The sequence below is a fragment of the Roseateles sp. FW305-36 genome (assembly GCF_058787015.1).
The window spans coordinates 190,608-213,374 of the sequence record NZ_JBYSZK010000011.1 but is presented as its reverse complement, the minus strand read 5'-3'; the positions used below and the strand labels follow the sequence as shown (position 1 = coordinate 213,374).

At 63.3% G+C, this 22,767-nt stretch carries 19 protein-coding genes and 1 pseudogene; 10 read left to right on the top strand and 10 right to left on the bottom strand.

Annotated elements, in window-relative coordinates; genetic code table 11:
* Positions 1-2,988 (top strand): RHS repeat domain-containing protein (locus AC3WOE_RS20700; protein WP_492693135.1); only part of this gene is annotated, 2,988 nt, incomplete at its 5' end.
* 387 nt (positions 2,989-3,375) lie between these two features.
* Here the strand turns inward: AC3WOE_RS20700 and tnpB are convergent.
* Complete coding sequence (tnpB, locus tag AC3WOE_RS20695; RefSeq protein ID WP_492693133.1) at positions 3,376-3,519, bottom strand: IS66 family insertion sequence element accessory protein TnpB; 144 nt, start codon at positions 3,517-3,519, stop codon at positions 3,376-3,378.
* A 109-nt stretch (positions 3,520-3,628) separates the two neighbouring features.
* Here tnpB and AC3WOE_RS20690 point away from each other — a divergent pair.
* A pseudogene (locus tag AC3WOE_RS20690) lies at positions 3,629-3,898 on the top strand (IS110 family transposase); the annotation flags it as partial.
* A 143-nt stretch (positions 3,899-4,041) separates the two neighbouring features.
* On the opposite strand, the gene AC3WOE_RS20685 reads toward AC3WOE_RS20690, so the two are convergent.
* The 5 genes from AC3WOE_RS20685 to AC3WOE_RS20665 form a co-directional block, all read right to left on the bottom strand.
* Positions 4,042-4,458, bottom strand: coding sequence for an SRPBCC domain-containing protein (locus AC3WOE_RS20685; protein WP_492693132.1), 417 nt, complete (start codon positions 4,456-4,458; stop codon positions 4,042-4,044).
* Between the two features lie 169 nt (positions 4,459-4,627).
* On the bottom strand, positions 4,628-5,260 hold the full coding sequence (locus AC3WOE_RS20680; protein WP_492693131.1) for a YdeI/OmpD-associated family protein: 633 nt from the start codon (positions 5,258-5,260) through the stop codon (positions 4,628-4,630).
* 54 nt (positions 5,261-5,314) lie between these two features.
* Positions 5,315-5,488, bottom strand: a complete 174-nt coding sequence (locus tag AC3WOE_RS20675) for a hypothetical protein (RefSeq protein ID WP_492693129.1) — start codon at positions 5,486-5,488, stop codon at positions 5,315-5,317.
* 261 nt (positions 5,489-5,749) lie between these two features.
* The gene (locus tag AC3WOE_RS20670) at positions 5,750-6,244 is read right to left on the bottom strand and encodes an RNA polymerase sigma factor (protein WP_492693128.1); all 495 of its coding nucleotides are present in this window, start codon (positions 6,242-6,244) and stop codon (positions 5,750-5,752) included.
* Between the two features lie 5 nt (positions 6,245-6,249).
* Complete coding sequence (locus AC3WOE_RS20665; RefSeq protein ID WP_492693127.1) at positions 6,250-6,843, bottom strand: transposase; 594 nt, start codon at positions 6,841-6,843, stop codon at positions 6,250-6,252.
* A 102-nt stretch (positions 6,844-6,945) separates the two neighbouring features.
* On the opposite strand from AC3WOE_RS20665, the gene AC3WOE_RS20660 reads away from it, so the two are divergent.
* The 5 genes from AC3WOE_RS20660 to AC3WOE_RS20640 all read left to right on the top strand — a co-directional run bounded on the left by AC3WOE_RS20660 (position 6,946) and on the right by AC3WOE_RS20640 (position 14,874).
* A complete protein-coding gene (locus tag AC3WOE_RS20660) occupies positions 6,946-7,272 on the top strand; it encodes a helix-turn-helix domain-containing protein (RefSeq protein ID WP_492693125.1) in 327 nt (108 codons plus the stop codon).
* Positions 7,273-7,773: 501 nt separating this feature from the next.
* Positions 7,774-8,259 carry an RNA polymerase sigma factor gene (locus AC3WOE_RS20655; RefSeq protein ID WP_492693123.1) on the top strand — a complete coding sequence of 162 codons (486 nt, stop codon included), beginning with the start codon at positions 7,774-7,776 and terminating at the stop codon, positions 8,257-8,259.
* Between the two features lie 50 nt (positions 8,260-8,309).
* Positions 8,310-9,323 carry a FecR family protein gene (locus AC3WOE_RS20650; RefSeq protein WP_492693122.1) on the top strand — a complete coding sequence of 338 codons (1,014 nt, stop codon included), beginning with the start codon at positions 8,310-8,312 and terminating at the stop codon, positions 9,321-9,323.
* A 78-nt stretch (positions 9,324-9,401) separates the two neighbouring features.
* Complete coding sequence (locus AC3WOE_RS20645) at positions 9,402-12,437, top strand: TonB-dependent receptor plug domain-containing protein (RefSeq protein WP_492693120.1); 3,036 nt, start codon at positions 9,402-9,404, stop codon at positions 12,435-12,437.
* Positions 12,438-12,543: 106 nt separating this feature from the next.
* Complete coding sequence (locus AC3WOE_RS20640; RefSeq protein ID WP_492693118.1) at positions 12,544-14,874, top strand: alpha/beta hydrolase family protein; 2,331 nt, start codon at positions 12,544-12,546, stop codon at positions 14,872-14,874.
* A 1-nt stretch (position 14,875) separates the two neighbouring features.
* On the opposite strand, the gene AC3WOE_RS20635 is transcribed toward AC3WOE_RS20640, so the two are convergent.
* The 4 genes from AC3WOE_RS20635 to AC3WOE_RS20620 form a co-directional block, all read right to left on the bottom strand.
* Positions 14,876-16,591, bottom strand: coding sequence for an ABC transporter ATP-binding protein (locus tag AC3WOE_RS20635; protein WP_492693116.1), 1,716 nt, complete (start codon positions 16,589-16,591; stop codon positions 14,876-14,878).
* A gap of 75 nt (positions 16,592-16,666) precedes the next feature.
* Positions 16,667-18,490: an asparagine synthase-related protein gene (locus AC3WOE_RS20630; protein WP_492693115.1), complete on the bottom strand. Its 1,824-nt coding sequence runs from the start codon at positions 18,488-18,490 to the stop codon at positions 16,667-16,669.
* 15 nt (positions 18,491-18,505) lie between these two features.
* Positions 18,506-19,255 (bottom strand): lasso peptide biosynthesis B2 protein, encoded by a 750-nt coding sequence (locus AC3WOE_RS20625; protein WP_492693113.1) that lies wholly within the window; start codon positions 19,253-19,255, stop codon positions 18,506-18,508.
* Between the two features lie 168 nt (positions 19,256-19,423).
* Complete coding sequence (locus AC3WOE_RS20620; RefSeq protein ID WP_492693111.1) at positions 19,424-19,873, bottom strand: rubrivinodin family lasso peptide; 450 nt, start codon at positions 19,871-19,873, stop codon at positions 19,424-19,426.
* A 156-nt stretch (positions 19,874-20,029) separates the two neighbouring features.
* Between AC3WOE_RS20620 and AC3WOE_RS20615 the strand changes: the two genes are divergently transcribed.
* From AC3WOE_RS20615 to AC3WOE_RS20605, 3 genes are all read left to right on the top strand, one after another.
* Complete coding sequence (locus AC3WOE_RS20615) at positions 20,030-21,019, top strand: hypothetical protein (protein WP_492693109.1); 990 nt, start codon at positions 20,030-20,032, stop codon at positions 21,017-21,019.
* Between the two features lie 78 nt (positions 21,020-21,097).
* Positions 21,098-21,286 carry a hypothetical protein gene (locus AC3WOE_RS20610; protein WP_492693107.1) on the top strand — a complete coding sequence of 63 codons (189 nt, stop codon included), beginning with the start codon at positions 21,098-21,100 and terminating at the stop codon, positions 21,284-21,286.
* Positions 21,287-21,506: 220 nt separating this feature from the next.
* Positions 21,507-22,760 (top strand): deoxyribonuclease II family protein, encoded by a 1,254-nt coding sequence (locus AC3WOE_RS20605; RefSeq protein WP_492693106.1) that lies wholly within the window; start codon positions 21,507-21,509, stop codon positions 22,758-22,760.
* The last annotated feature ends 7 nt before the right edge of the window (positions 22,761-22,767 follow it).

Here is a 22,767-nt window from a genome sequence, read left to right as displayed (position 1 = left end):
ACCCTCATCAACGACAAGGGTCAGCAGCGTGTCGACGAGAAGAACGCCATCGGCCTGCTTGTCCGCGTGACCGACGAGGCCGGCGGCCAACTCGCCCACCAGTACGACGCGTTCAACAACCTGCTGATCAGCAAGGACGCGCTGCAGAACCTCACCACGCTCTCGTACGACATCCGCGGCCGCAAAGTCCAGCTCAACGACCCCGACAGCGGGCTCTGGAAATACGACTACGACCCGCTGGGCCAACTCGTGTGGCAGGAGAACCCCAACCAGCGCGCGGCCGGCACGGCCATCACCATGGTCTACGACAAGCTCGGCCGCATGACCAGCCGCAGCGAGCCCGAAGGCACTGGCACCTGGACCTACGACGCCAACATCGGCAACGGCATGTACTGCTTCAAAGGCGCGCTGTGCGCCAGCAGCTACACACGAGCCGGCACCAGCGACACGCGTACCAACGCCACCGCCTACGACGGCTATGGCCGCATCGCGCGCAGCTTGGCTACCGTCACGGGATCCGCACCGGGCCCGGCCATGGCCACCGTCAACACCTACGACGCGCCCACCGGACGGCTGCTGTACAAGACCTACCCGACGGGCCTGCAGGTGGCCTACAACTACACCGCGCGCGGCTTCGTCAAACAGATGACCCTGCCGGCGAACGCCACGGTGAGCCCGCTGCCGGCTACGGCTGGCGGCACCGCGGGCGCCAACGTCAACCTGGGCGGCTGGAGCAGCCTGTGGCAAGCCGGCATCGTCAACGCCTGGGGCAAAGCCGAACAGAGCACTCTGGGCAACAACGTCGTCAGCCGCGCGGCCTATGAAGCCGCCACGGGCCGCACCACGGCCGTCAATGCCGGCACGGGCACCACCAAGGGCGTGGTGGACTACAGCTTCGCTTGGGACAGCCTCAACAACCTCATCTACCGCGCCGACAACATCGGCGATGCGGTAGCGGGGGCCGTCACCGAGAACTTCGAATACGGCGACGCGCTGGCGCGCCTGACCAAATACACCGTCAACGCTGCCGGCGTGCCGAGTGGAAGCCGCGTGGTGACCCTGCAATACAACGCGCTGGGCATGCTGCTGTCCAAGAGCGACGTCGGCAACTACACCTACCCGAATGCGGGCAGTGCACGCCCCCACGCCCTGGGCACGCTCAACGCCATCGATGGAACGACGACTACCTTCAACTACGACGCAGCAGGCAACCTCACCAGCGCCAGCAATGGCAAATACCGCAACGTCAGCTACACCAGCTTCAACCTGCCTGACAGCCAAAGCGGCATCGTGGGTGCACCAGGTGGAGCCTACGGCGGCACGGCCACCCACACCTGGGTCTACGACGAGAGCCACTCCCGCATCAAGGAAGTGCGCACAATCACGGGCGGCTCACAAGCTGGTACGCGCACGCTGTGGTATCTGCACCCGGACAACGCCGGCGCCCTGGGCTTTGAGAGCGAAGTCAACAGCCCGACGACACCGACCGCAGACAACCCGGCGCAGACCACCAACCGGCACTTTCTGAGCGTGGGCGGGCAAGCCATCGGCGTGATCATCACGATGGGCAATCTGCCCACGCCCAGCAGCGATGGCAGCTTGGCGGGCTTGGGCAGCGTGACGATCAAGCGGCTTGAGTACTGGCATAAGGACCACCTGGGTAGCCTGATCGCCACCACGGATCATGCAGCTGCAGTGACGCAGCGCTATGCGTATGACCCGTTCGGCAAGCGCCGCCAGATCAACGGCAGCTACGACGCCTTTGGGGCGATCGTGATCGACTGGGGTGAGGCTACCAACGCGGGCACGAACCGTGGCTACACGGGGCACGAGCATCTGGATGACATCGGGCTCATTCACATGAATGGGCGGATCTTTGATCCCAGGTTGGGTCTATTCCTGCAGCCCGACCAGCGCGTCCAGGAACCCAAGAATCTGCAGAACTACAACCGCTACAGCTACTGCTGGAACAACCCGCTCACTTGTAGTGATCCTACGGGCATGGCCGGCGTGGCAGTGCAGGGGCAGGTCGCTGCGGCTGGAGCTGGGGTGATCTCCTCGGGCGTGATTCCTCCAGTTGGGTCCACTTTCTGTCCGGGGGGCAGTTGGGGCTGCATGACGGTGGGGCAAGGGGCCGCATGGAACGACTACATGTCGACGCTATGCAAATGCCAGCTCCCGGGGGGCTCCGGCATGTCTACTCGCACCTTCGAGGGAAACCTCATGCAGGCGTTCGTGAATCCATTTGTATACGGAACCGAACCGGGAGCAGTAAATCCGCTTGACAAGCAAGAACTCTTGGCCGCCGCTAGGGTTGCCTACCTTGATGAAATGTCTCGGATGTCTGCCGAGGAAGCCATGCAGGCAAATGCCGCTGACTTGGAGAGAAGCGTTCAAAGTCGCAGGGCGACTGTCAGTGTTGACGGCCAGTTGGTGAGTGAGGAAATACGGCAAAGCATCTGCACTGGGGGAGTCTGTATAGATCAGAGAACGGGTGAGGCGGTGCCGATGCGATTCAACCAAGGGACTGCGGAAGGGGCGGTAAGACAACTTTATGCCAATGGCGCGGCCGCAGTTTGGAACGCTGGGAAGGAGGTGTATTCTTGGTGGGCAGCGCTTTCCGGAGCGCTTTTCGGTGAAGCGAGTGCTTACTCGAAATCAACCACTACGTTGTTTCGTGCTGTAGGCGCGGCAGAACTCGCGGATATTCAGGCAACGAATGCTCTCCGAAATTTGGGCTCTGCCGAAGGCAAGTATTTTACAACTTCGGCCACTGCTGCGGCGTCGTACGCAAAACAGTCGGTGAGAGCCTTTGGAGACCAGCCGTATACCATCGTCAAGGTCGAGGTTCCTAATTCAATATTTAACGGACTCGTCCCTGTCACGGTTGACCGTGGAATACCTGCATGGGTAATTCCAACTGAGCGATTGCCAGGCCTTGTTCCCAATGTATTGAATCACTCTCCGATTCCACCTATCAAGCCCTGAAAATGACCCCTGATGCAATTATCAACATTCGCCTCTTCACTACTGCAGAGGGCGGGCGTCGCTCAGCGATAACAGGTCAATTCTATTCTTGTCCACTCATTGTTGACGGTGCAGGATTCGATTGTCGAATTTTACTTGATGGGCAATCATTGGAGCTTGGATCTGCGTACGACGTCGCAGTGTGTTTTCTTTACCGGGAATTGGCTATTGAGAAGCTCGCGGTAGGAAAAAGGGTCTTGCTCTGGGAGGGGAGAAATATTGCCGAAGGCCACGTTGTGGAGATAAATCGTTAGATACACTCTCCGTGTGCGGGCCGCGCGCATCGGCGCGAGCACCGATTGCGTCAAAGCAACCGGATGGCACCGTCGTCTTCCACGCGCTACCACGTCAGGCCGAGAACGAGGGCCTGCAACTGGGCTGCGTCAGTGGCATCTGCTCCAACGTGACCTCGCGAGGCCACACGAAGCGGCCCTGGTGCAGGCGCCGCGCTGCCAGCCATACGCCGATGCCGTCATGCACGAGCACCATCATGGTATGCAATGGGATGGACGCCCCCACCCGTAGACGGCGTCGAAGTGCCACAGTGGATGCGTCAGCAACCACTCAATCGGAAGGAGCGTCCACCATGTAGGTTACGACGATCGGCTTCGATCTGGCCAAGAACGTGTTCCAGGTTCACGGGGTCAACGAGCGTGGCAAGGCCGTGCTGCGCAAGCAGCTCAAGTGCGACCAGGTTGCTCCCTTCTTCGCGAACCTTCCACAGTGCCTGATCGGTATTGAGGCCTGTGCCAGCGCTCACCACTGGGCCCGCAAGCTGCAGGCGCTGGGTCATACTGTTCGGCTAATGGCGCCCCAGTTCGTCAAGCCGTACGTCAGGAGCAACAAGAACGATGCCGCAGACGCGGAAGCCACACCGCCCCGGTGTCCATGCGGCGCACCTCTACCGAACTCACTTTGATGGGCGCTTGTGACTGCTTGAAAGGCGATTGCCCGGCGCCGAAGAGCTGCGGCATCAGCAGCGGGCGGTATTCGTCCACGAGGTCCAGGTGTTCGCTATTGCGATGCGAGCTTCCCGGCAACGTGGCGAGAGAAGCTGTCGAGAATGGCTTGCCATCCTGTGCGTTGCTGCTCTTCGGAATGCGTTTGCTCGCCGTCGAAAGTGACCGTGATCGTCACGCCCGCGGTACCGCCTTTGAACTCAACGAGCCCAATTCGATCGCCAAAGGTGTACTCGATCAGCTGAAGCGGAACGACCTTGGTGTACTCGCCTGCGAAGTCGAATCCGAATGAGCCGTCTTTGGCCTCCATCCGGGAGGAGAACTTGCCTCCTGGCCGAAGGTCGACAGACGCGGCGGTCGTATGCCAGTCTGCGGACGCGGTGTTCCAAAGCTTGATGTCTTCGGGTGTGGTGTATGCCCGCCAGACTTCCGGCAATGGTGCGGGGACGACTGTCGATACGGTGATTTTCATGAGAGCTCCAGAATGCAAGGGTGGTGTTAGTAAGGCGCAATGCCGAAACTGATCGGTTAGCGGTCCTTTGTGGATTGGTACTTCTTGGGCGTCGCGTTCGAAGGCAGGTTTGAACGCGGGTGGTGTGATGACTTAAGGCTCGCGGGCAGTGCGCCGCGATGCAACATCCTCACTTCTTCTCGTATTTCCAAAATCGGCCCTTGCCCTGGGCGATCCATTCCAGGGACTCGGTGATCCGCTTCTGGCGCGTCTGGTCCGTCTTCGCGTCGGCGATCCAGACCGCGTACTCCTTGCGAAACGACGGTGATTTGCTCTGGAAGACTTCGTTCGCCTGCGCATGGCGTGACAGTTGCTCCGCGAAGGCCGCGGGGATGACGATCTCGGCCGCCTTGGAAGGCTTTGCATCTTGGCGCGGCGCGAGTTTTGCCCCGCTGTCGTTCAGCGCCATCGCCTCCCAAATGAACGCGATCAATTCGTCGTCTGGCGGCAGGTCGGCCAGCGAGGTGAGTTTGCCCATGAAGCGCTTGGTAGCCTTCAAGTCGGGGTTCGCTTTCAGTCGCGGATCGCTCATCAACGACTCCTTCCAGAAACTGAAGGAGCAGTGATTTTTGTACGCCGCGAAGATGCACCACATCTCGCCCTTGTAGTCGAAGTGGGGGATCCCCCATTTGATCGTCTCGACCGTCTCCGGGCACTGCTGGTGCAGCAGCTTTCGCAGGTGCGCCATGATCGGCTTCGCGAAATCCGCCGCCGCTGCCTGGTATTCGTCGAACTGAGGATTCAATCGTCCCTGTTGCTTCATTCGCAAAGGCTTTCTGTCATGAGGAGAAGGCGCGTCCGCGTGAGTGAGGGCCGCTCAGTGTTGAAGAGTCAACAGCAGTTCGTCGAGTCGCTCGAGAGTGGAGGTGAGACCCGCCTGCAAGCCCATGTCGATGACCTTCTGAACGTCCTGCGCTGAGTCGTACTGGATGACCGTTGTGACTGCCGTTCGGTCCTGCGCGCCAACGAAGGCCACGTTGATCGGATTCAAGACGCGGTAGTACTCGATGGGAACTATCCCGGTGACCGCCGCCGGATGGTCAAAGAGTGGCGAAGCAAGTTCTGTCCAAGCCAGTCTTTGGATCGCGCCGCCGAATAGGCCGATCTGCCCATTTCACGCTGGACTGAACGCCTAGGTACCTTTGGCCCAACTGCTCAAGGTCTATCGCATTCAGTGCTCAGGTAGACCTGGAATATGCACGGGGCTTCGCGCGTGCCTTCGGCGCTCCGGAGGCGTCCAGCGATTACACGGCTACCAGCCTTCCATCCAACTGGTCAGCCGCAATGTCGCCTTGGCAATGTGTTGGTGCACGGTCGTCACGCTGATGCCGTGGATCTTGGCGATCTCGCTGTAGGGAAGCCCGTCGACCCGGTGCGCCAAGAAGACGTCGCGAGTCCTTTCGGTCAGACGACCCAGGCCAGCGGCCAGGCGGGCCATGCGCTCCCTGGATAGCAATACGGCCTCGGCAGACGGGGCGGTATCGATCAGTACGACGTGCTCGAGCAATACATGCTCACCGCGACTCGAGCTCGCGCGGTGGGCGTCAATGGACAGATTCAGCGCCGTTCGCATCAGGAAGGCTTCGGGCCGCTCGACTGGCTTCTTTTCGTCTTCATAGCAGGCAAGGCGCAGCCACGCCTCCTGAACCAGGTCCTCCGCCTCGTTCTCGGTACGCCCGCGGCGTCGCAACGCACCGCGCACCGTTGCCAGTACCTCCTGGCAGTTCTTCAAGAGTCGGACCGACATGGCGGTCAGGCGGAGCCTGCCAAGGAGGCGACAAAAGCGTCCTGACCATACGGCGCTCGACGCTTGCGATCCCATCGGTCAGCCAGCAGATCGCGATCAGCTCTCTGGAATGCTTGGGCGACGAAATCAGCCGCTGCGGCTGGATCAGCGAATGGCGCCTGGCGTTTCGCCAGGCCCACCATGCGTTTCTGCAGATGCCGTCCAACGGAATCGGTCCAGCGGATCGCGCGTTGCATGCGTGGACCGAAGGCGCCGGCTTCAGCGAGGGCAGTTGCACTGCTGCTGCCGGCTTTGGGCCTGAGGCAGGCTATGGCATTGAGAAAGGAGGTCTCAGCCGCGACGGCGCGGATGCGCTCGATACCTCGCTCGTGGAGATCCATGGCTATCCGCTTGGGCGTCCCAGCACCGTCGTCCTGCCACGCGCCGATCACATCGACGCGGCCGTCCGTAAAGAACCCGAGTGCCCAGTGCCATTCGGAAGCCTCGGCGGCCTCGCCTTCCCGGATCGAGAGACGTAGCTTGTCGAACCGGACGACCAGATACCGGCAGCACAGCGACCTGCTAAACCATTGGTCGGGTTTCGAGAGTAAGTAGGGCATAGATCGCTCTCCTAAAGACAGCAACGCACCTGCGCGACTCATCGCCTTTGGTGTCACGTATTTCGTGACGACGAATTATGCACCTGTCACGAGACTCGTGACATGCAACCGAAGGAGATTTCAGTGACAACCGTCGTCGGGCGGCGCATGCGCGCGCGACGGGAGGCGCTGGGCTGGTCTCAAGAAAAGGTTGGTGTGCTCATCGGAATTGATGAGTCGAGCAGTCGAGCAAGGATCAGCCGATATGAGCTGGGCGTACATGAGCCGGCCGTCGCAACCGCCAGGCTAATCGCTGAAGCGCTAGGCGTTTCGCTTCCTTATCTTTACTGCGAAGACGACGAGGTCGCCAGCCTATTGGACGCCCTGCACCGTCTTCCTGCTGGGCAACGCGCACGTCGGGCCGCACAGTTCCTTGCGTTGATCACGTAGCGTCAGGTCAATCTCATAAATCGAGACTGCTGACCGCGCTCGAGGGCTTCAGCGCCTTCTTCCACTTCGGCATACTCGCCTGCGGTGCGCACTTACGGCGGAACGGTTCGCTTGCGACCATCCGTTGCAGCAGCCCATCGAGCTCGCGATGTCCGCGGCTAACGAGTTTGGATGGAATCGTCGCCGTGCTGGTGTGCGACTGGCCATCTCGTGAAGCTTGCGCGTGTCATCCCATGGGGTCCGCCTCGGCGCGGCTGTATTGAAATTCGGCCCGCGCTCAGCGTCCGGCTTGGCAGGAGTCAACCATCGGTCGTAAAGTTAGTGGTCGACGCACCGGTGGGACATGGGCAGCCAATGCGCCGCATTCCGGATTGCGCTGACTGGTTCGACCTGCGGGCTGTATGCCCGCTGAAGTGCGCGGTCAACATATGCGAGAAGTTCTTCGACATGGCCCCTTCGCCTCCCCAGTCGATCTGACGCCGCGCATGTGAAGGTTTGGCAATGAGCATCGACTGGCCGAAGGTATTCTCGAAGGTTAAAGCAGCGCTGATGCGGCGTGGCCGTTCAGAGCATGATGCGGATGACCTCGTGCAGGAGGCCTGGGTACGGTTGGCCTGCTATGAGCGCGACAACACCGTAGAGAGACCCGAGGCCTTCTTGATGAGAGCCGCCATCAACCTATCGATCGATGCCCACCGAGTGAACGCAATGCGTGGCGAACAGGTGACGCTGGAAGACATGGTGCATCTCGACGGCCGGCCAGGCGTCGAGGACGTGCTCCTTGGACGGGAACGGATGGCGCGGCTGAGCGAGTGCATCTCGCTGTTGAGCGACCAGGCGCGGCAGATCCTGCTGGCCCATCGCATCGATGGCCTGAGCTATCAGGAGATCGCTTGCCGGCATGGCATCAGCATCTCAAGCGTGCACAGGCACATCGCCAAGGCGCTACTGCTGATCGCGGAGCGGATGGAAGGCTGGTACCCGTGAACGGCATCCCTTCGGGCGCATCGGACCGGGGTGCAAATACTGGCCCTCGGGTGACGCGCGAGATCGCCGCCGAAGCGGCCCTGTGGGTGGCCCGCTTGCACGGGCCGGACCGAAATCTGACCATGGAACGCGAGTTCCAGTCGTGGCAGGCGCAATCGCCAGCACATCGCGAGGCTTTTGGCCGCTGCACTGATGTTTGGATGGAGGTACCTCGCGTCAAGGTGGCGGACGCGTATGCCGCCGTGGCGGCGGAGCGGCAAAAGGAAGAGCGCCACGTCTCACGCGGCTCGACGTGGCGCTGGGCGAGCGCGGGAGGTTTCGCGGTGATGCTGGCAGCGTTCGTGTTGCTGTTCCAGGACTGGAGCCGGCAGGGCAGCTACACCACGGCGGTTGGCGAGCAGCGGTCGGTCGTGCTGGACGACGGTACGCGCATGCTCCTCAATACCAATACGCAAGTGCATGTCAGCATGCGCCCCGACCAGCGAACAGTCGACGTCGGTGGCGGCGAAGCCTTGTTCGAAGTGGCCAAGGACGCGTCGCGGCCCTTCGTGGTCCGCGTGGCGGGTAGCGAGGTCGTCGCGGTGGGCACGGCATTCGCCGTCAGATTCATCGACTCCCCGAAGGAGGCTAACGAACTGGCCGTGACGCTCATCGAGGGCAAGGTGACGGTGCAGCCCGCCAAGGAGCGGAATGCCGAAGGATTGGCACCGGCGAAGCCCTTGACGCTGCAGCCGGGCGACCGGCTGCAAATTGACCACAGGGCAGACGGCAGCCACGGTCCCGTGGTTTCCAGGGTCGATAGACCGAACGTCGAGCAGGTGATCGCCTGGAAGCGCAGCGAGGCAGTGTTTCAGGATGCGCCGCTTGCAGAAGCAGTTAGCGAAATGAATCGCTATAGCCGAACGCCCGTGGTGTTATTGGGCAGCCTTTCTGCGGATGGGCTGCGCGTTAGTGGTGTGTTCCGCACCGGTGACAGTGCCAAATTTGCGCGTGCTGTCGCGGCCTTGCACGGCCTCGCGGTGCACGAAAACGTCGGACGTTTCGAACTCGAAAACGTTCGCTAGAGGAATCACTGGCAAAAGAACTCTCGACGACCTCGTCATTTCGTTGTCACTCCTTCGACAACAAGACAAGGGACCGAGATGTTTGGAAAATTCGACACGATCAGCTGCCCTGGTATGCGCGCGCGCTGGTTGCCTGTTCCGTTGGCGATCTCGTTGCTGCTGGACTGCGGCCTGGCAAGCGCTGCCGAGCCGAGTCCGGCTGCGCGCTACACGATCGAGCAGCCGTCGCAGGACTTGGGCGACGCGCTGCGCGCGATTGGTCGGCAGACGGGCACGTCCGTACTCTTTGATCCGCGTGCGGTGGCAGGGCGGATGGCCAAGCCCGTCTCCGGTCGCCTCTCCGGCGTTGAAGCCATCACCGCAGCGGTAGAAGGTGCGGGTCTGGAAGTTCATGTCACGCCGGATGGCGCCGTCGTGGTGCGGCCACCGGCGGCAGGCAAGGCGGCTCCTTCCGTTCCCACAACGCCCTCGGTTCGTCCGGCCGGGCCATCTTCCGCCAGCACTGCGGGGGTGATCCGCGGCGGTGCCGCCGATGACGTCTCAGGACCGGACGACATCGACGGTGGAGTCCCGCCGAGCAGTCGCGAATCGGTTTATCAGATCACTCGTGTCGAGGTGACCGGATCGCGACTGCGGCGCGTCGACGCCGAAGGCCCTGCGCCGGTGAATGTGTACACCGCCAGGGACATCGAACGCAGCGGCCAGTCCAGCCTCCAGCGCTTCCTGTCCGGGCTTAACGAAGTCTCGGCCTCGGCAGGCGAGGGCGGCTTCAGCCGCACTCTCGGACAGGGCACGGTGCAGCTGCGGGGCATGCCGCTGGGTTCCACCTTGGTATTGGTCAACGGGCGCAAGGTCGAGGCTGTCGGTTCTTCAACAGGCAGCGTCTTCAACCTGAACCTGATTCCGTTGGCCGCCATCGACCGGGTCGAGGTGGTGCCGTCCGGATCGTCTGCCGTGTACGGGGGCGATGCGCTGGCAGGCGTGGTCAACATCGTGCTGAAGAAGTCCATTGATGGATCTTCACTGGCCGCACGGTTGGGCACGGGCCGGGGCTTTGGTGATGGCAGCCTCTCTATCGCCACAGGAGGGCGAGATGCTGACGGCAGCTACCTGCTGCTCGGGTCGTTCAGCCGATCGACGCCGCTGACCATGCTCGACCGCTCACGGTTTGCGAATGTGGACTTCAGGAGCATCGGCGGCGCCGATGAGCGTCAACCATATTGCGCGCCGGGCACCGTGAGCAGCGTCAGCGGCAATCTGCCGGGCCTGGCCGCTAGCGTCGCGGGAATTCCTCAACTGGCACCTGGACAGATTCCGACCCTTGCGGATTTCCAGGCCACCGCGGGCGCGCGCAACCTCTGCAATCGCTATGCAACGGGTGGGGGCGCCGCCTTGATCCACGGCACGCAGACCTTCGCGCTTCATTCGCTCGGAGAGCATCGCCTGTCGGGCAGCTGGTCGGCGTTCGGAGAAGCCATGTTCGTCAAGGATCGGACCGAGGCGCCAGGGTACGGTGTGACGCTGGCCAACGTCAGGGTGCCTGCTGTCAATCTTTTCAATCCCTTTGGCGTCGACGTTCGAGTCTCGTCGGTGCTGGGCAACGACAGTGGGATTCAGGGGCTCCTGCGCCAAGGCAGGTTCACGCGGTTGCTGGCGGGCGTCAAGGGGCAACTGGGCGAGGATTGGGATGCCGAGCTGACGGTTTCGACGAGCAGTGATCACGGCCGATCGACGTCACGCAACGATTCGGTGAACTCGACTGCATTGGCCACGGCACTGGCGTCCCCAAACCCCAATACCGCATTCAATCCTTTCACATCGGGCAAGGCGGCCACCGACGAAGTACTGCGCGGCATCCTGGGAGAGACCGTGCGCAACGACCGGGGCCGAAAGGATCAGGCCAGCGCCATCTTGCGAGGCAATGTGGGACAACTGTGGGCGGGTCCCGTCGACGTCGTCATCGGCGCGGAGGCCGCGCGTGATTGGTACGACATGTCCGTTCCCAGTCAATCCGAAATCCACGGCAACCGCCGTAGCTCTGCCGCTTACGGTGAAGCTCGCGTGCCGCTGCTGGCCGGTCGGGAGGAGGGGCGCATCGGGTGGAGCCTGGCCGCCCTCACGCTGGCCGCTCGACGGGACACCTACAGCGACTTCGGCTCGGCAAACACGTTTCAAGGGGGGCTCGAATTACGTCCCACGCGCAACCTGCTGATCCGAGGCTCGGCGGCGGGCTCGTTCAAGCCGCCGACGCTCTTGCAGACCAACGTTACGGACCTCGTCGATGACGTTGCGTTCTACGGTCTCGTCGATCCAGCACGCGGTGGTGAGGCCATCACGTCGGGATCGCTGGTGCGCACGACCAACAAGGAATTGAAGCCTGAGCGTGGCCAGGCCCGCGGTATCGGCGCCGTGTGGGAGCCGGAGGGCGGCCTGGGCACACGACTGAGCGCGACCTACTGGCAGCTCAAGGTCCGCTCGATGATTGCGCTGCTGGCGCCTCAGGCAGCGCTGAACTACGAAAGCGCCTTCCCGAATTTCGTGACACGGGGACCCGCGGCCAATGGCATGCCCGGTGTGGTCACGAGTATCAAGGCGGCCGAGGTCAACTTCGGTCGCCTGGATACGGCAGGGACCGACTTCGACGCAGCCTATGCCTGGGCGACATCCGTTGGACGCGCGACCGTTGCTGCTGGTGCGACCCGGGCGAACGAATACCGAGTCCAACTGACACCAGGGGCACCCGTCGTGGATCGCCTGGGACGTCGATTCGTCGACTTCTGGGCGCCGCGCTGGAAAGGGCGCCTGTCCGTGGGACTTGACGCGGACGCCTGGAACCTGGGTGTGACGAGCCGCTATTTGGGCTCGTACAAGGACGCCGGCACCAGCGACCGCGAATTGGGGCACTACTGGACCCACGACCTGGCTGGCAACCTGAACCTGAAGAAGCTCTGGCCGGAGTTGCTGCCCGGGTTTCGGGCGGCGACGTTCGGAGTCAGCGTCACGAACCTCACGGATCGTGAACCCCAGTACGTGCCAGGCCCACCGAACTTCGACGTCACGCAAGCCGACTGGCGTGGCCGCTACCTCTCCGTGCGCCTCACGCTCGACTGGTAGGCGACTCCCGGGGCCTGGCGGCAGGCCAGGAGCCCCGGCGTCTCAATTTTTTGCGCTCCTCGCCCCGACTCGGGTGGTTGGCCCGCACGCTTCCCGGACTGAAATCATGCGTTTTTCCTGGCTCATCGCGGCGTGCGCGCTCCTCGCTGCTCAACTGCCTGCCGGCGCGGCGCGAGCCGCCGGCCCATCCGTCAGTGACATCGTCGCGTTCACCCGCATCGTCCAGCCCGAAGGCAAGGAGCCCGGCGAGCTCCAGCGGCAGATCTCGCCAGATGGCACGCGTGCGTTCATCGTCGTGCGGCGGGCCAACTTGGCCACCGACATGAACCGCTACGAAATCCTGCTGTTGTGCCTGCAGCAGGATGCACTCAAGGGGGCGGATGCACCCGCGCCCGAAACCGTGTTCTCCTTCGATGCGAACGAGGATCCCTATGACGGCGACCAGGCCGTCCAGCGGGTCCGATGGCTCGACGAGCACACGCTGGTGTTCACGGGCCGCATAGGCGCCTCCGTCAACCAGGCCTATCGGTTCGACCTCCGGTCCCGGGCGTTGACACCGTTGACGCAAGAAGCCGCGCCCGTCGTTTCCTTCGATGTGTCAAAGAACGGACGTCGCATGGTCTACGCCGTGCAGGTGCCGAATCCACCCATGACGGCGGGCGCGCGCAGCATCGTCATCGGCAACCAGTCGTTCTGGACGGTGAAATGGGGTCAGCAGCGTTTGCAGTCGCAGCTGCGCAAGTACCGCTTCTACGTGGCCGATCTCGGGACGATGGCGAAGCCTCGGCCACTCGGAGAACCGTTCTTCGAAGCGAACTTCGCAAAGCCGCAGGTCAGCATCGCCCCCGACGGTCGCTGGGCACTGCTGCCCCGCTTCGAACCCGAACGAACGCTCGCATGGAGCCGTGACTACCCTTTACTGGCTGAGGTCGTCACCCGGTACGCCCCCGCGCTGCAGGCCGATCCCTTGCGGTACTACTCGGGCGCGCTCGTCAAGACAGCCCGCCGGATGATGGCCTGGCGACTGGACGACGGCCGTGAGCAGACAGTCGTGGACGCGCCCGACGATGCCCTGCCAGGATGGTTCCAAGGCCGCATGGACAGGTTGTGGCAGGGGCGTGGCGAGTCCGTGATCCTTGCGGGGACGCACTTGCCTCTCTCAGAGGGCGGCAATGCCTCCGCGGCGTCCCATGTGATCGAGTACTGGCCAGACAGCGGACGCTGGAAGGTCGTCGCTCGGATGGTCGGCCGAGTAAGGACGGCCGAGTCCACGCCCGATGGCTTTGTCGTCGTCGACGGTGACCGGCGACGCAGGTTCCAGCGCCGCGATGCTGGTGGCTGGCGCGAGGTGGCGGACGACGGGAAGGCCGCCGATGCTGCCGCGACGGCCTGGTCATTGCGTCTGAAGCAATCCTTGAACGAGCCGCCCGATGTCGTTGCGAACGGGCCGGCCGGCCAGACGGTGCGCCTGACAAGGCTGAACCCTCAGTTCAGCACGGCCACCTGGGGTGTCATGAAGCCCTATGCATGGCGCGATGCGAAGGGCCGGGACTGGGATGGCGGGTTGTTGGGTCCCGAGGAAACGGCGCCAGCGGGCAGGCGTCCGCTGGTGATCCAGACTTATTTCTTCGACCCTGAGGCCTTCTACCTGGATGGGCCCAACTTCAACTTCGGGTTCACCAGCGCCTACCCGGGCCGCGCCTTCGTGCGCGACGGCATCCTGGTTTTGGCGATGGGGTTGCAACCCAGCAACGGCGGGGACCCCGGTACCAACAGCCACGCGAAGCTGACCCAGTTCTACGAGGGAGTGCGTGGCGCCGTGAGCGCGCTGGTCAAGGACGGGCTGGTTGACCCCGACCGCGTCGGCATCATCGGCTTCAGCACCACGGGTGAGACTACCCTCAACCTTGTCACTTTCTCGGATCTGGCCATCCGTGCCGCCACTTTGGCCGACGGTGACACGAACACGCTGTTCCAGCTTTCAGTGGCATACGGCGTGGAAGCATGGCGCCAGATGGAGGACATGAACCGAGGCCTGCCATTCGGGCCGACCCGGGACGAATGGTTGCGCAACGATCCTTCGCTGAATACCGACTGCGTGCGCGCCGCCCTCCGGATCGAGTCCTATGGCGTTCCGGTATACGGCAACTACGACATCTACGCGCTGCTGCGCCGCCAATACAAGCCGGTGGAGATGGTGCTCATCCCGGGCGGTGCTCATTCGCTGGCGATGCCGAGCGAACGAATGGTCTCCCTGCAGGGCAACGTTGATTGGTATCGCTTCTGGCTGAAAGGCGAGGAGCGGACCGTCCCGGTGCTGGCAGCGGAGACGCCTGCCTCTCTGAAGGCGCAGTACGACGCCTGGCGGCAGATGGAGAAGATGAAAGCGCAAGTCGACGCCACGCCTCGTTGCACTCGCGAACCCAGCCGGGGATAGATCAAGTCTTGTCACCGATCTGCTGGCGCCAGAGCTGCGCGTAAAGCCCTTGCTTGGCGAGCAGCTCCGTGTGCCGTCCCTGCTCCTTCACCCGTCCGCCGTCCAGAACAACGATCTGGTCTGCGTGCATGATCGTCGAGAGTCGATGGGCGATGACGAGGGTCGTGCAGCCAGTCGTGAGTTCTCGCAGGGCGGGCAGGATGGCCGCCTCCGTTTTTCCGTCGAGCATGGAAGTTGGTTCGTCCAGCAGGAAGATCATGGGCTTCCTGAGTATTGCCCGCGCGATCGCCAGGCGCTGGCGTTCACCGCCGGACAAGGTCTGACCGCGCTCGCCGAGCAGCGTGTCATAACCATCGGGCAGTGCAACGACCAGGTGATGGAGCTGCGCGCGCATCGCGGCGAGCTCGATGCTCTGCTGTGTCGCGGCCGGCAGGCCCAGCGTGATGTTGCTTTTGACGCTCGCCTGCAGCAGTCCCGCGTCCTGAGGAACGAGGCCGATCATGGCGCGCAGCTCCGCGATTGGCACCGACTCGATGGGATGGCCATCCACCAAGATGCGCCCCGCCTGGGGTTCATGCAGCCGCATCAGCAGTCGAACCAGCGAGGACTTGCCGCAGCCGCTGCGTCCGACGATGGCGGTTGTGCGGCCGGCCGCGATCTGTAGATCCAGGCCGCAAATGACTGGCGCTTGGGAGTCGTATCCGAAGGAGAGGTTTTCGAAGCGGAGCGAAGGCGCACTTGCCGGTTTCGTCCAACTGGTGGCACTGCAGGTGCTCGGCTCGCTCCAGTGTTCGGACGGCTCGGCAAGGATGTCCAGCAATGGCTGCATGAATCCCATCGCCCGTACAAGATCCCGGGCCGCCGTGCCAAGCGTTTCGAGCGGCCGCACCAACTGCAGCATGTAGACGCTGGCCAATACGAACCCACCCACGCTCAACTGGCCTCGTACGACGGCTTCAGCGGTCAACGCGAGCCAGGCCGCCAGCGTAGCGGCAAAGACAGCCGAAGCTGCGAGCGCGCCTTGGACGGTCAGTTGATTCAATCGCAACCATCGTGCTGCCAGGCAGGAAGAAGCTCTCCCCAGAGACTGTTCAGCCTCTGTTGCCGCGCCGAAACAGCGCAAGGTCTCGACGTGCGCAATGCCGTCGCCGAGTTGACCATGCACGTCCAGGCTCGCCGCCGACACTTGGCGAATCGCCAGCTGCTGGCGACGCAGCCCGACCGAGAAGACCGCCAGGTACAGCAGGGACGTTGCGACGAACAAGACCACGAGCCCAGGCTGGCGAAGCTCACCCAGGATGACGGCCATCAACACCAGCTCGATCAGCACGGGTGCGATGCTGTTCGTGGCGTGCGACATGACGGCCTGCGCGCCGGCGGCAGCGAGGTCGACGCTGTGGAGCAGTTCGCCGCCGCGGCGGTTCACGAGGTAGGCCATCGGCAGGCGCAGCAGATGGGCAAAGGCGCGTCGCCGGATGCTGGCCAGCACACGTTGCTCCATCCTGCCAGCGAGAAGCGGCCGAACGTCCGCCATGATCCGGCCGCCGGCCAACGTCATCAGGTAGATCGCACCGGCCAGCAGCGCTGCGTTGCCAACCGCTCGGTCCGCTGACTTCGTACCAGCCACGACATCGACCAGGTGCTTGAGCGCGAGCGGCGACGCCGCCGCCAGGGCACCGCTGAGCGCAACCAGCATCAACGTGCCCAGGAGCGTCATCAGGACATGGCGGTCCACCGCCCCACGAATCAGGCCAAGTGCCGCGGCAAACGTTCTGAGACGTGACATCGGCGGTCAGATCAAGGTTGCGGCGCGACCTGTCGTTATGGCGCGTCGCAACCACGCTTCCGTGGCGATGCAAGCATGGATCTCCGTGACATAGCCTGACTTCGAAGCCGGGCTGCCGGCGAGCGCCGCCTCGACGCACCGCTTGTCCAAGAGGCCGCGTTTTGCGAGCAACCCGTCCAGCAGCATCTCTCGCGCAAACGATAGATTGCGTTGCAGCACCGTCGCGATGTAGTTCGCAGCGCCGCCCTTAGAACGGCGAGCGGCGATCTCGGGTGGGATCTGATGCGAGAACGCCTGGCGGGCGAGGGCACGACCGCGGCCCCCGTGGGTCAAAACATAAGTCGGCGTTGCCAGGCAGAGTTCCAGGAGCGGCTGTGACATGAGCGGCTGGACACGCTCAGGGGACGCCTCGCGCAGGTAATGGTTGTAGTACTCGAAAGGGCAGATGAGCATGCCGAGCTGGTTGAACTTACCGATCGGCAGGTCCTGCGCGGCAAGCCAGTCTGGGTGAAGGAACCGCGGAGCAATCCTCAACGCAGCCTCCATGGCCGCGGGTTCCATCAAGGTCAGATAGCGCGCGGCCCCAGCCATGGGATCGCCGCGGAAAGACTGGCCCTTCACGGCCTGCTTCAGCGCGCTCCAAAAAGAGACGTTGCCAAGGCGTGCAGCATCGAGGGTCGCCTCAAGAAATCCCATATCGACACCGCGCAACTTCAGGTAGTCGGCCGCGGGCCAGCTGCAGCGGACCTCGAAGAAGAGCTGATCGCCACCAGCGCCGTTGAAGACGGCGTCGGCCCCGCGAGCAGCGGCAACCTCGGCATCCTTGCGACTCGTCCCCATGAAGCCGAGATAGTTGGCCGGTGTCGGCGTATGCGCGACGTCAAGGACTTTTCCAAGGCGGTATCCGTCGTCGATGGTCTCCTCGATCAGTTCTGCATCGTTGAGCCCAGCCGCGAGGCGCGCATAGGTGCGCTCGTCGCTGTCCGTGCCCGGCGAGTGATAGTTCAAGCAGACGAGGCCGCCAGCATCGCGCTCGGCGGCAAGGCTGGCGAGCAGGATGGCGGAATCCACGCCACCGGATAGCCTGAGCACGATTGCGTCGTAACACGAGGACCAGCTCCGCACGCAGGCAGCGACGGTGTGGCGCAGTTGCGTAGACGCCTCAGACGCGGTGCGGGATGAAGGGCGGCGGGCGCAATCGACTGCGCTCCACAGCCGCTTTGGCGCCCCGCTGCCCGATGGCATTGACACCAGTTCGCCAGCAAGGACCTGCGTGACCCCGGTCAGGAGCGTTTCTCGGCCGCTTACCTGGCCCAGGACCATGTGGGCGGCAACGCCGTCCCAGTCCACCATCGGCGCCGGTATGTTCAGCAGTGAGAACAGGTCATCAAGCCACGACAGGACGACTGCGACGCCCTGAATCTCGATGCGGTAGCAAGGCAAGGTTCCCGTGGGGTCGCGCAGCACACGCGGTACGCCTGTCCAGGACGGCAGGAAGGCGACGTATCGGCCCCAGAAGTGGTCAATGAGGCTGCGCCCATCGGTGTGCACGATGCGCTGCGCCTCCAGTTCCGTGAGATGGACGTCAGCGCCTTTGCACGGTGACGACATGCCGCGCCGGAATATCCGTCCCAGGATGACGCCTTGATTGGCAGCCAATGGGTACGCATCGTTAGTCCCACGGGCATTGCCTGTCATGAAGACGCGATGGCCCGACACCTGAAACGCCGATCGCCAGCCGTGACCCAGTAGCGTTTGCTCGAGGCGGCGAGCGAAATCGGCTTGGTCCGGATTGGCGATCTTCCAGCAAAAGGCGATGTAGCGGAACATGGATGGCCGCCCGGCTCAGACGACGAGGATCGGCGTGTAGGTGCGGACGTGCTCGTGCACGTCATTGAGGACCAGGCTTGCGCTTTGCACCCACGAATGTGCGGCGAAAGGCCGGGTTCGCACGCCGATGACCCACGCGGGAAACATCCCGCGCCTGGCGAGAAAACGGATGAGCGTCAGCGAGTCATGCAGGCATTTGTCGTGAGCCGTGAAGAAGAAGGGACGAAGCCGCATGTACGTCGCCATGGCCTCATGCAGCGCCTCAGTGCTCCCCGGGGCGTCGTCGCAGCTGCGAGGAGACCGCAGGCGCGCAACGCGGCCTGCGATTTCAGCCAGGGCCCAGCGCCTCAGCCAGAAGGCAGCGCCAGCCCCGGCCCAAGCAAGGCGAAACAGGTCTCGCCCGAACGGCGCCGGGCGCGGGAGGCAGGCGTCGGGCGCGACGCATCCGGTTGCTTCAGGAAGCGGCGGCCTGGGTTGACTCGCGACGCGCGCCTGGGACAGCAACTGTTGATCGAGCAGAGGCTGCAGCTGCGGCGTGGCCGCCGGTTTGCTCAACGAGGCGTTCCCGTCAGCACATGAGCAAGAAGAACACGAGGAGCATGGCCAGTCGACGATCACCTGACCCAGAGCATCCAGGTGTCGACCGCCAAAGCCGAGGTACTTGTTCCGCCGCATGTCCAGCAGCAGGACTTGATCGCCGATGCGGCAGGCGCGGACATGATCAGCCAGCCGGTACTGTGGTGATGGCGCATCGATGCGTTGCATGACAACTCTCTTGAGCGAAAGCGTTTCGCCGCCGCAGGTGGTGGGCCGTGATGGGCGTGGAAGCAGGGCCTCGGATTCCTCCTCGGCCCTGCTGAGGTCAACGATCACGCGGTGCGCAGCCGTAGGCGCGCGGTTGGCCGCTCACGCGCCTGGGGTGCCGCGCTGTGATCAGGGCTTGTACGGGGCCGCTTCGTTCAGCTCGGGCTCCACACCTTGGATGCGACCCTTGGTTTCCTCCTTGGCGTCGCCCAGGTCAACGATCTCCAGTTGCAGGTCTTCGTTCATCACGTTCTCCTTCAGGTTGAGTTGCGGTTGAATGCCCTCGGCGAAATGCGTCGGGCCAGGCAAAGCTAAGGGTGCCTGCACGGGCCATCCAGCGATTTCTCCGGGTTCCTTTTCGTGTTCGGCATCGACGATTGACATGACGATGGCCACATCGTTCAAGCCTCGCACTGCGCAAAGGTCGTCCCGTTCCCATAGCGCAATGGGTTGTTCGTTCGGTACCCGCAGCGTCGTGAACGTGGAACGTGGCTTGATCGGCTGGACGGTCGGCGTTGCACGCACGTGCCTTCGCGGCAGATCGATGAGTTCACGCGTCGGGTCGGTCGCTCGCCTCACGGGCGTCGAGGCTGGCACCGTCGTCGGGATCGCTTGGGCACCGTGACCTCATTGCGCCGGCGCCCACGACGCTCCGCGCTCGTGAAATGCCGAACGTTTTCCCTGCCATTCGTGAAAACGCTTGGAAAAGAATCCGGTCGCTAACGTCATGGAGAGATGGATGCTTCCATCTTCGACGACGACGCCTTGCGAACGTGGCACGTCTACTGGCAAGCCGCTGTTGGGCGCAATCTCTTTGGTACACCGGCGCTGGCTCGCCGAATCAGATCTCGCTTGCTGGGGGCACATCGTGCTCCACAGCGCAAGCTGTTCTTCTTTCTATTCACAGGTTCGGAAATACACCTGCTGACTGCATTGCCCGCCGACGACAAGCCTGATGCGATTGCGCATGGCGTTGCGAACGTTGTTGCGCGTTGGGTTCGCGACGCCGACGGACTCCGCGGATCCGTATTCGCCGGCCCATATCAGACCCATCGCATCCAGAGTGCGGACCAGCTTCTCGAAGAAGTGCGAATGCTCGCGTGGAGGCCTGTCTCCTTGGGGCTGTGCTTCGCGCCGACAAGCTTTGCGCATTCAGCATTGCGATGCGCGGTGGGCTTGGACTGGGTGGAGGGCTTCGACCCCTCGTTGCTGCATAGGCTCCTGGGGAACTCGTTGCTGGAGGGGCGATCTGCACTGCGCTCGCTTGTGTCACGGCGTCCGAGCGAGATTGAATCCCTTCAATGGGAACTTGAGCATGGGATCTCCCTCGCGTCCGGTGCGATCGGCCCGTTAGGGCCGATGTCACGAGAGGTTCGCGGCGCTGCTGCCGTGCTCGTGGCTTCCAGCGATACGAAAAGCATCGCCGGTGCGCTGGCGCTCCTGGAGCGTTGGGTGGAAGTCAAACTGAGAGCGCGTGATGGGCAAAGCCTGGTGGGTCGCAAGGACCATCAGGCCGCAAAGGCGCGGGCGCTGGTGGCCAACCTGGCCGTCCAGTCGGGGCTGTGCTCTGCCAGCGCAGTGGCACGGCACTACGGACGTGCGAAGGCGACTCTGAGCGAGCAGATGGCGGCGAGCCGGAAGCGGCCGCGAGATCGGCAGATTCTGGCCATGCCGACTTCAAGAATCGTTCAGGAAGCCCTCGCTCTGGCGATAGACGAGAAGTAGAGGCCGGAACCTCGGATGGACCCTGAAGGAGCCGCCCGGGCGACACAGGAAACGGGCATCCAGGGTGGGAATGACGCCATGCCTCTTGGCCGCGTGACCTACCAGTTCGATTGCACAACCGACCAGGCGATGAGCTTCATGATGCAGTTCCCTGCCGAGCGCCTTGCGGCAGAGCCTGCGCCGCTGCCATTGCGTGCCAAGAAGCCGCCCAAGGAGAAGCCGTTGCCCATGGAGAACGACTTCGGCGACCAGCAGCAACTTTTCTAGGCGCGGCGCGCTATTCCGATCTAAGGGCGACCTTGGATGACACAGGAGAGGCCGATCGCGATCGCCGCCGGTACCGTCGGGAAGCTGACACACCCTCAACGTTGAGGATGGCATGAACTAGGGGGGCCGATAGCGTCCAGCGCCGTGGCTGATGTTTGGGCCGTCCTTCCGCCCTTGGGAGGGTGGCCCGGGTTGTATAGCGCATGCGCAGGAGGGTGCCGTGCCGTTCAAAAAGATGGAGATCCGACGGACGATGGTTCGGGCAGTCGTTGCGCTGTGCCTTGGCGGGGCAGCGCATGCGATGGCTGCCGGCGCGCCAGCGCCGCTGTTACAGGACGGCAAGCCGGTGGACTGGTGGTTCGTCTTCAAGTTCAACGCCAAGTCGTTCCCGCAGTGTCCGGCGGGCGCGCAGATGCAGTGCCCGTTCGGCGACAAGGCGCAGAGCTACACGCGCGGGCAGACCTTCGTCTTCGCAAGTGACGACCAACCCAAGCTGGCAATGGGCAGCACCTGCATTGGCGAAAGCGGCGCCGACCCGTTGGGTGCCACGTTCGGTGAGATCGTCAACGGCAAGCGCTTCTACGTCGTCTGGAACGACCAGTTCTACAGCGACCCCGTCATCCCCGGCTGCAGTGACTCGTGCTCTGCACCGTGGGGGCATTCCAAGGGTGTCCTGGCCTGGGATGCCGACGGCAACGGCCTCATCGTGCAAGTCACCACGCCTTCGTGGCCGGGATCCGGCCGGCTGTCGCCCGAGCGCACGAGCGGCAACACGCTGGGCTGTATCGCGCGCCCGGACAACATCCTCGTGAGCCAGTCATTTTTCTCGGTGAAGTTGACAGCGGACGACGTCATGAAGGTGCTCCGGGCGCTGGGCAATGCCAGCGTCGCGACGGCACCGGGCGAAGCTCAACTGGTGAACAACGGCGGGCCGCAGGAGATTCAGGATGCCGTCAACGCGCTGGGCGCCAAGTCCAAGAGCACCAAGGTTTTCAAGACGCAGCTGTCCTCGGGCGTGACCTTGCTGTCAAAACCGTCCAAGCTGCAGGTGCCGCCTTGGCAGCTCGTGTCCTCCCAACTGGAGAGCGTTTCGCTGCGTGTCGCGACCTGGTGGGCCAACCCGGCCATCGCATCCACCAAGGCCAATACGCCCATCGACTGCTGGGACGAAAGTCTCCCCAAGCCTGGCGCCGTGCAGATCGCCACCTCCGGCAGCTGGAAGGGCACGGGTTTCGGGCTCAAGGGCGGCGCCGGTCCCGACTTCAACCACGCCAAGGTGGGCGTGTCGACGTCTGGCGACCACCATTACGTCATCTTCGGCGACATGAACCAGCAGGGCTCGCTGTCCGATCCGAAGTGCGGCAGCAGCCAGAACGGCCGAGGGGGGCTGTTCTTCATCCTGGACAACGAGCCGTTGTGGAAGAGCGTGACTGAGCTGCTCGACGGCAAGAGCGCGCCGGTCCTCGGTCAATAAACGGCGC

Bases quoted from the DNA above. Each gene is read 5' to 3' on its own strand.
- AC3WOE_RS20635 (WP_492693116.1), bottom strand. From the start codon at position 16,591: ATGACGCTCCTGGGCACGTTGATGCTGGTTGCGCTCAGCGGTGCCCTG.
- AC3WOE_RS20645 (WP_492693120.1), top strand. From the start codon at position 9,402: ATGTTTGGAAAATTCGACACGATCAGCTGCCCTGGTATGCGCGCGCGC.
- AC3WOE_RS20660 (WP_492693125.1), top strand. From the start codon at position 6,946: ATGCAACCGAAGGAGATTTCAGTGACAACCGTCGTCGGGCGGCGCATG.
- AC3WOE_RS20670 (WP_492693128.1), bottom strand. From the start codon at position 6,244: ATGTCGGTCCGACTCTTGAAGAACTGCCAGGAGGTACTGGCAACGGTG.
- AC3WOE_RS20640 (WP_492693118.1), top strand. From the start codon at position 12,544: ATGCGTTTTTCCTGGCTCATCGCGGCGTGCGCGCTCCTCGCTGCTCAA.
- AC3WOE_RS20665 (WP_492693127.1), bottom strand. From the start codon at position 6,843: ATGCCCTACTTACTCTCGAAACCCGACCAATGGTTTAGCAGGTCGCTG.
- AC3WOE_RS20615 (WP_492693109.1), top strand. From the start codon at position 20,030: ATGGATGCTTCCATCTTCGACGACGACGCCTTGCGAACGTGGCACGTC.
- AC3WOE_RS20630 (WP_492693115.1), bottom strand. From the start codon at position 18,490: ATGTTCCGCTACATCGCCTTTTGCTGGAAGATCGCCAATCCGGACCAA.
- tnpB (WP_492693133.1), bottom strand. From the start codon at position 3,519: ATGATGGTGCTCGTGCATGACGGCATCGGCGTATGGCTGGCAGCGCGG.
- AC3WOE_RS20655 (WP_492693123.1), top strand. From the start codon at position 7,774: ATGAGCATCGACTGGCCGAAGGTATTCTCGAAGGTTAAAGCAGCGCTG.
- AC3WOE_RS20610 (WP_492693107.1), top strand. From the start codon at position 21,098: ATGCCTCTTGGCCGCGTGACCTACCAGTTCGATTGCACAACCGACCAG.
- AC3WOE_RS20685 (WP_492693132.1), bottom strand. From the start codon at position 4,458: ATGAAAATCACCGTATCGACAGTCGTCCCCGCACCATTGCCGGAAGTC.
- AC3WOE_RS20680 (WP_492693131.1), bottom strand. From the start codon at position 5,260: ATGAAGCAACAGGGACGATTGAATCCTCAGTTCGACGAATACCAGGCA.
- AC3WOE_RS20625 (WP_492693113.1), bottom strand. From the start codon at position 19,255: ATGCAACGCATCGATGCGCCATCACCACAGTACCGGCTGGCTGATCAT.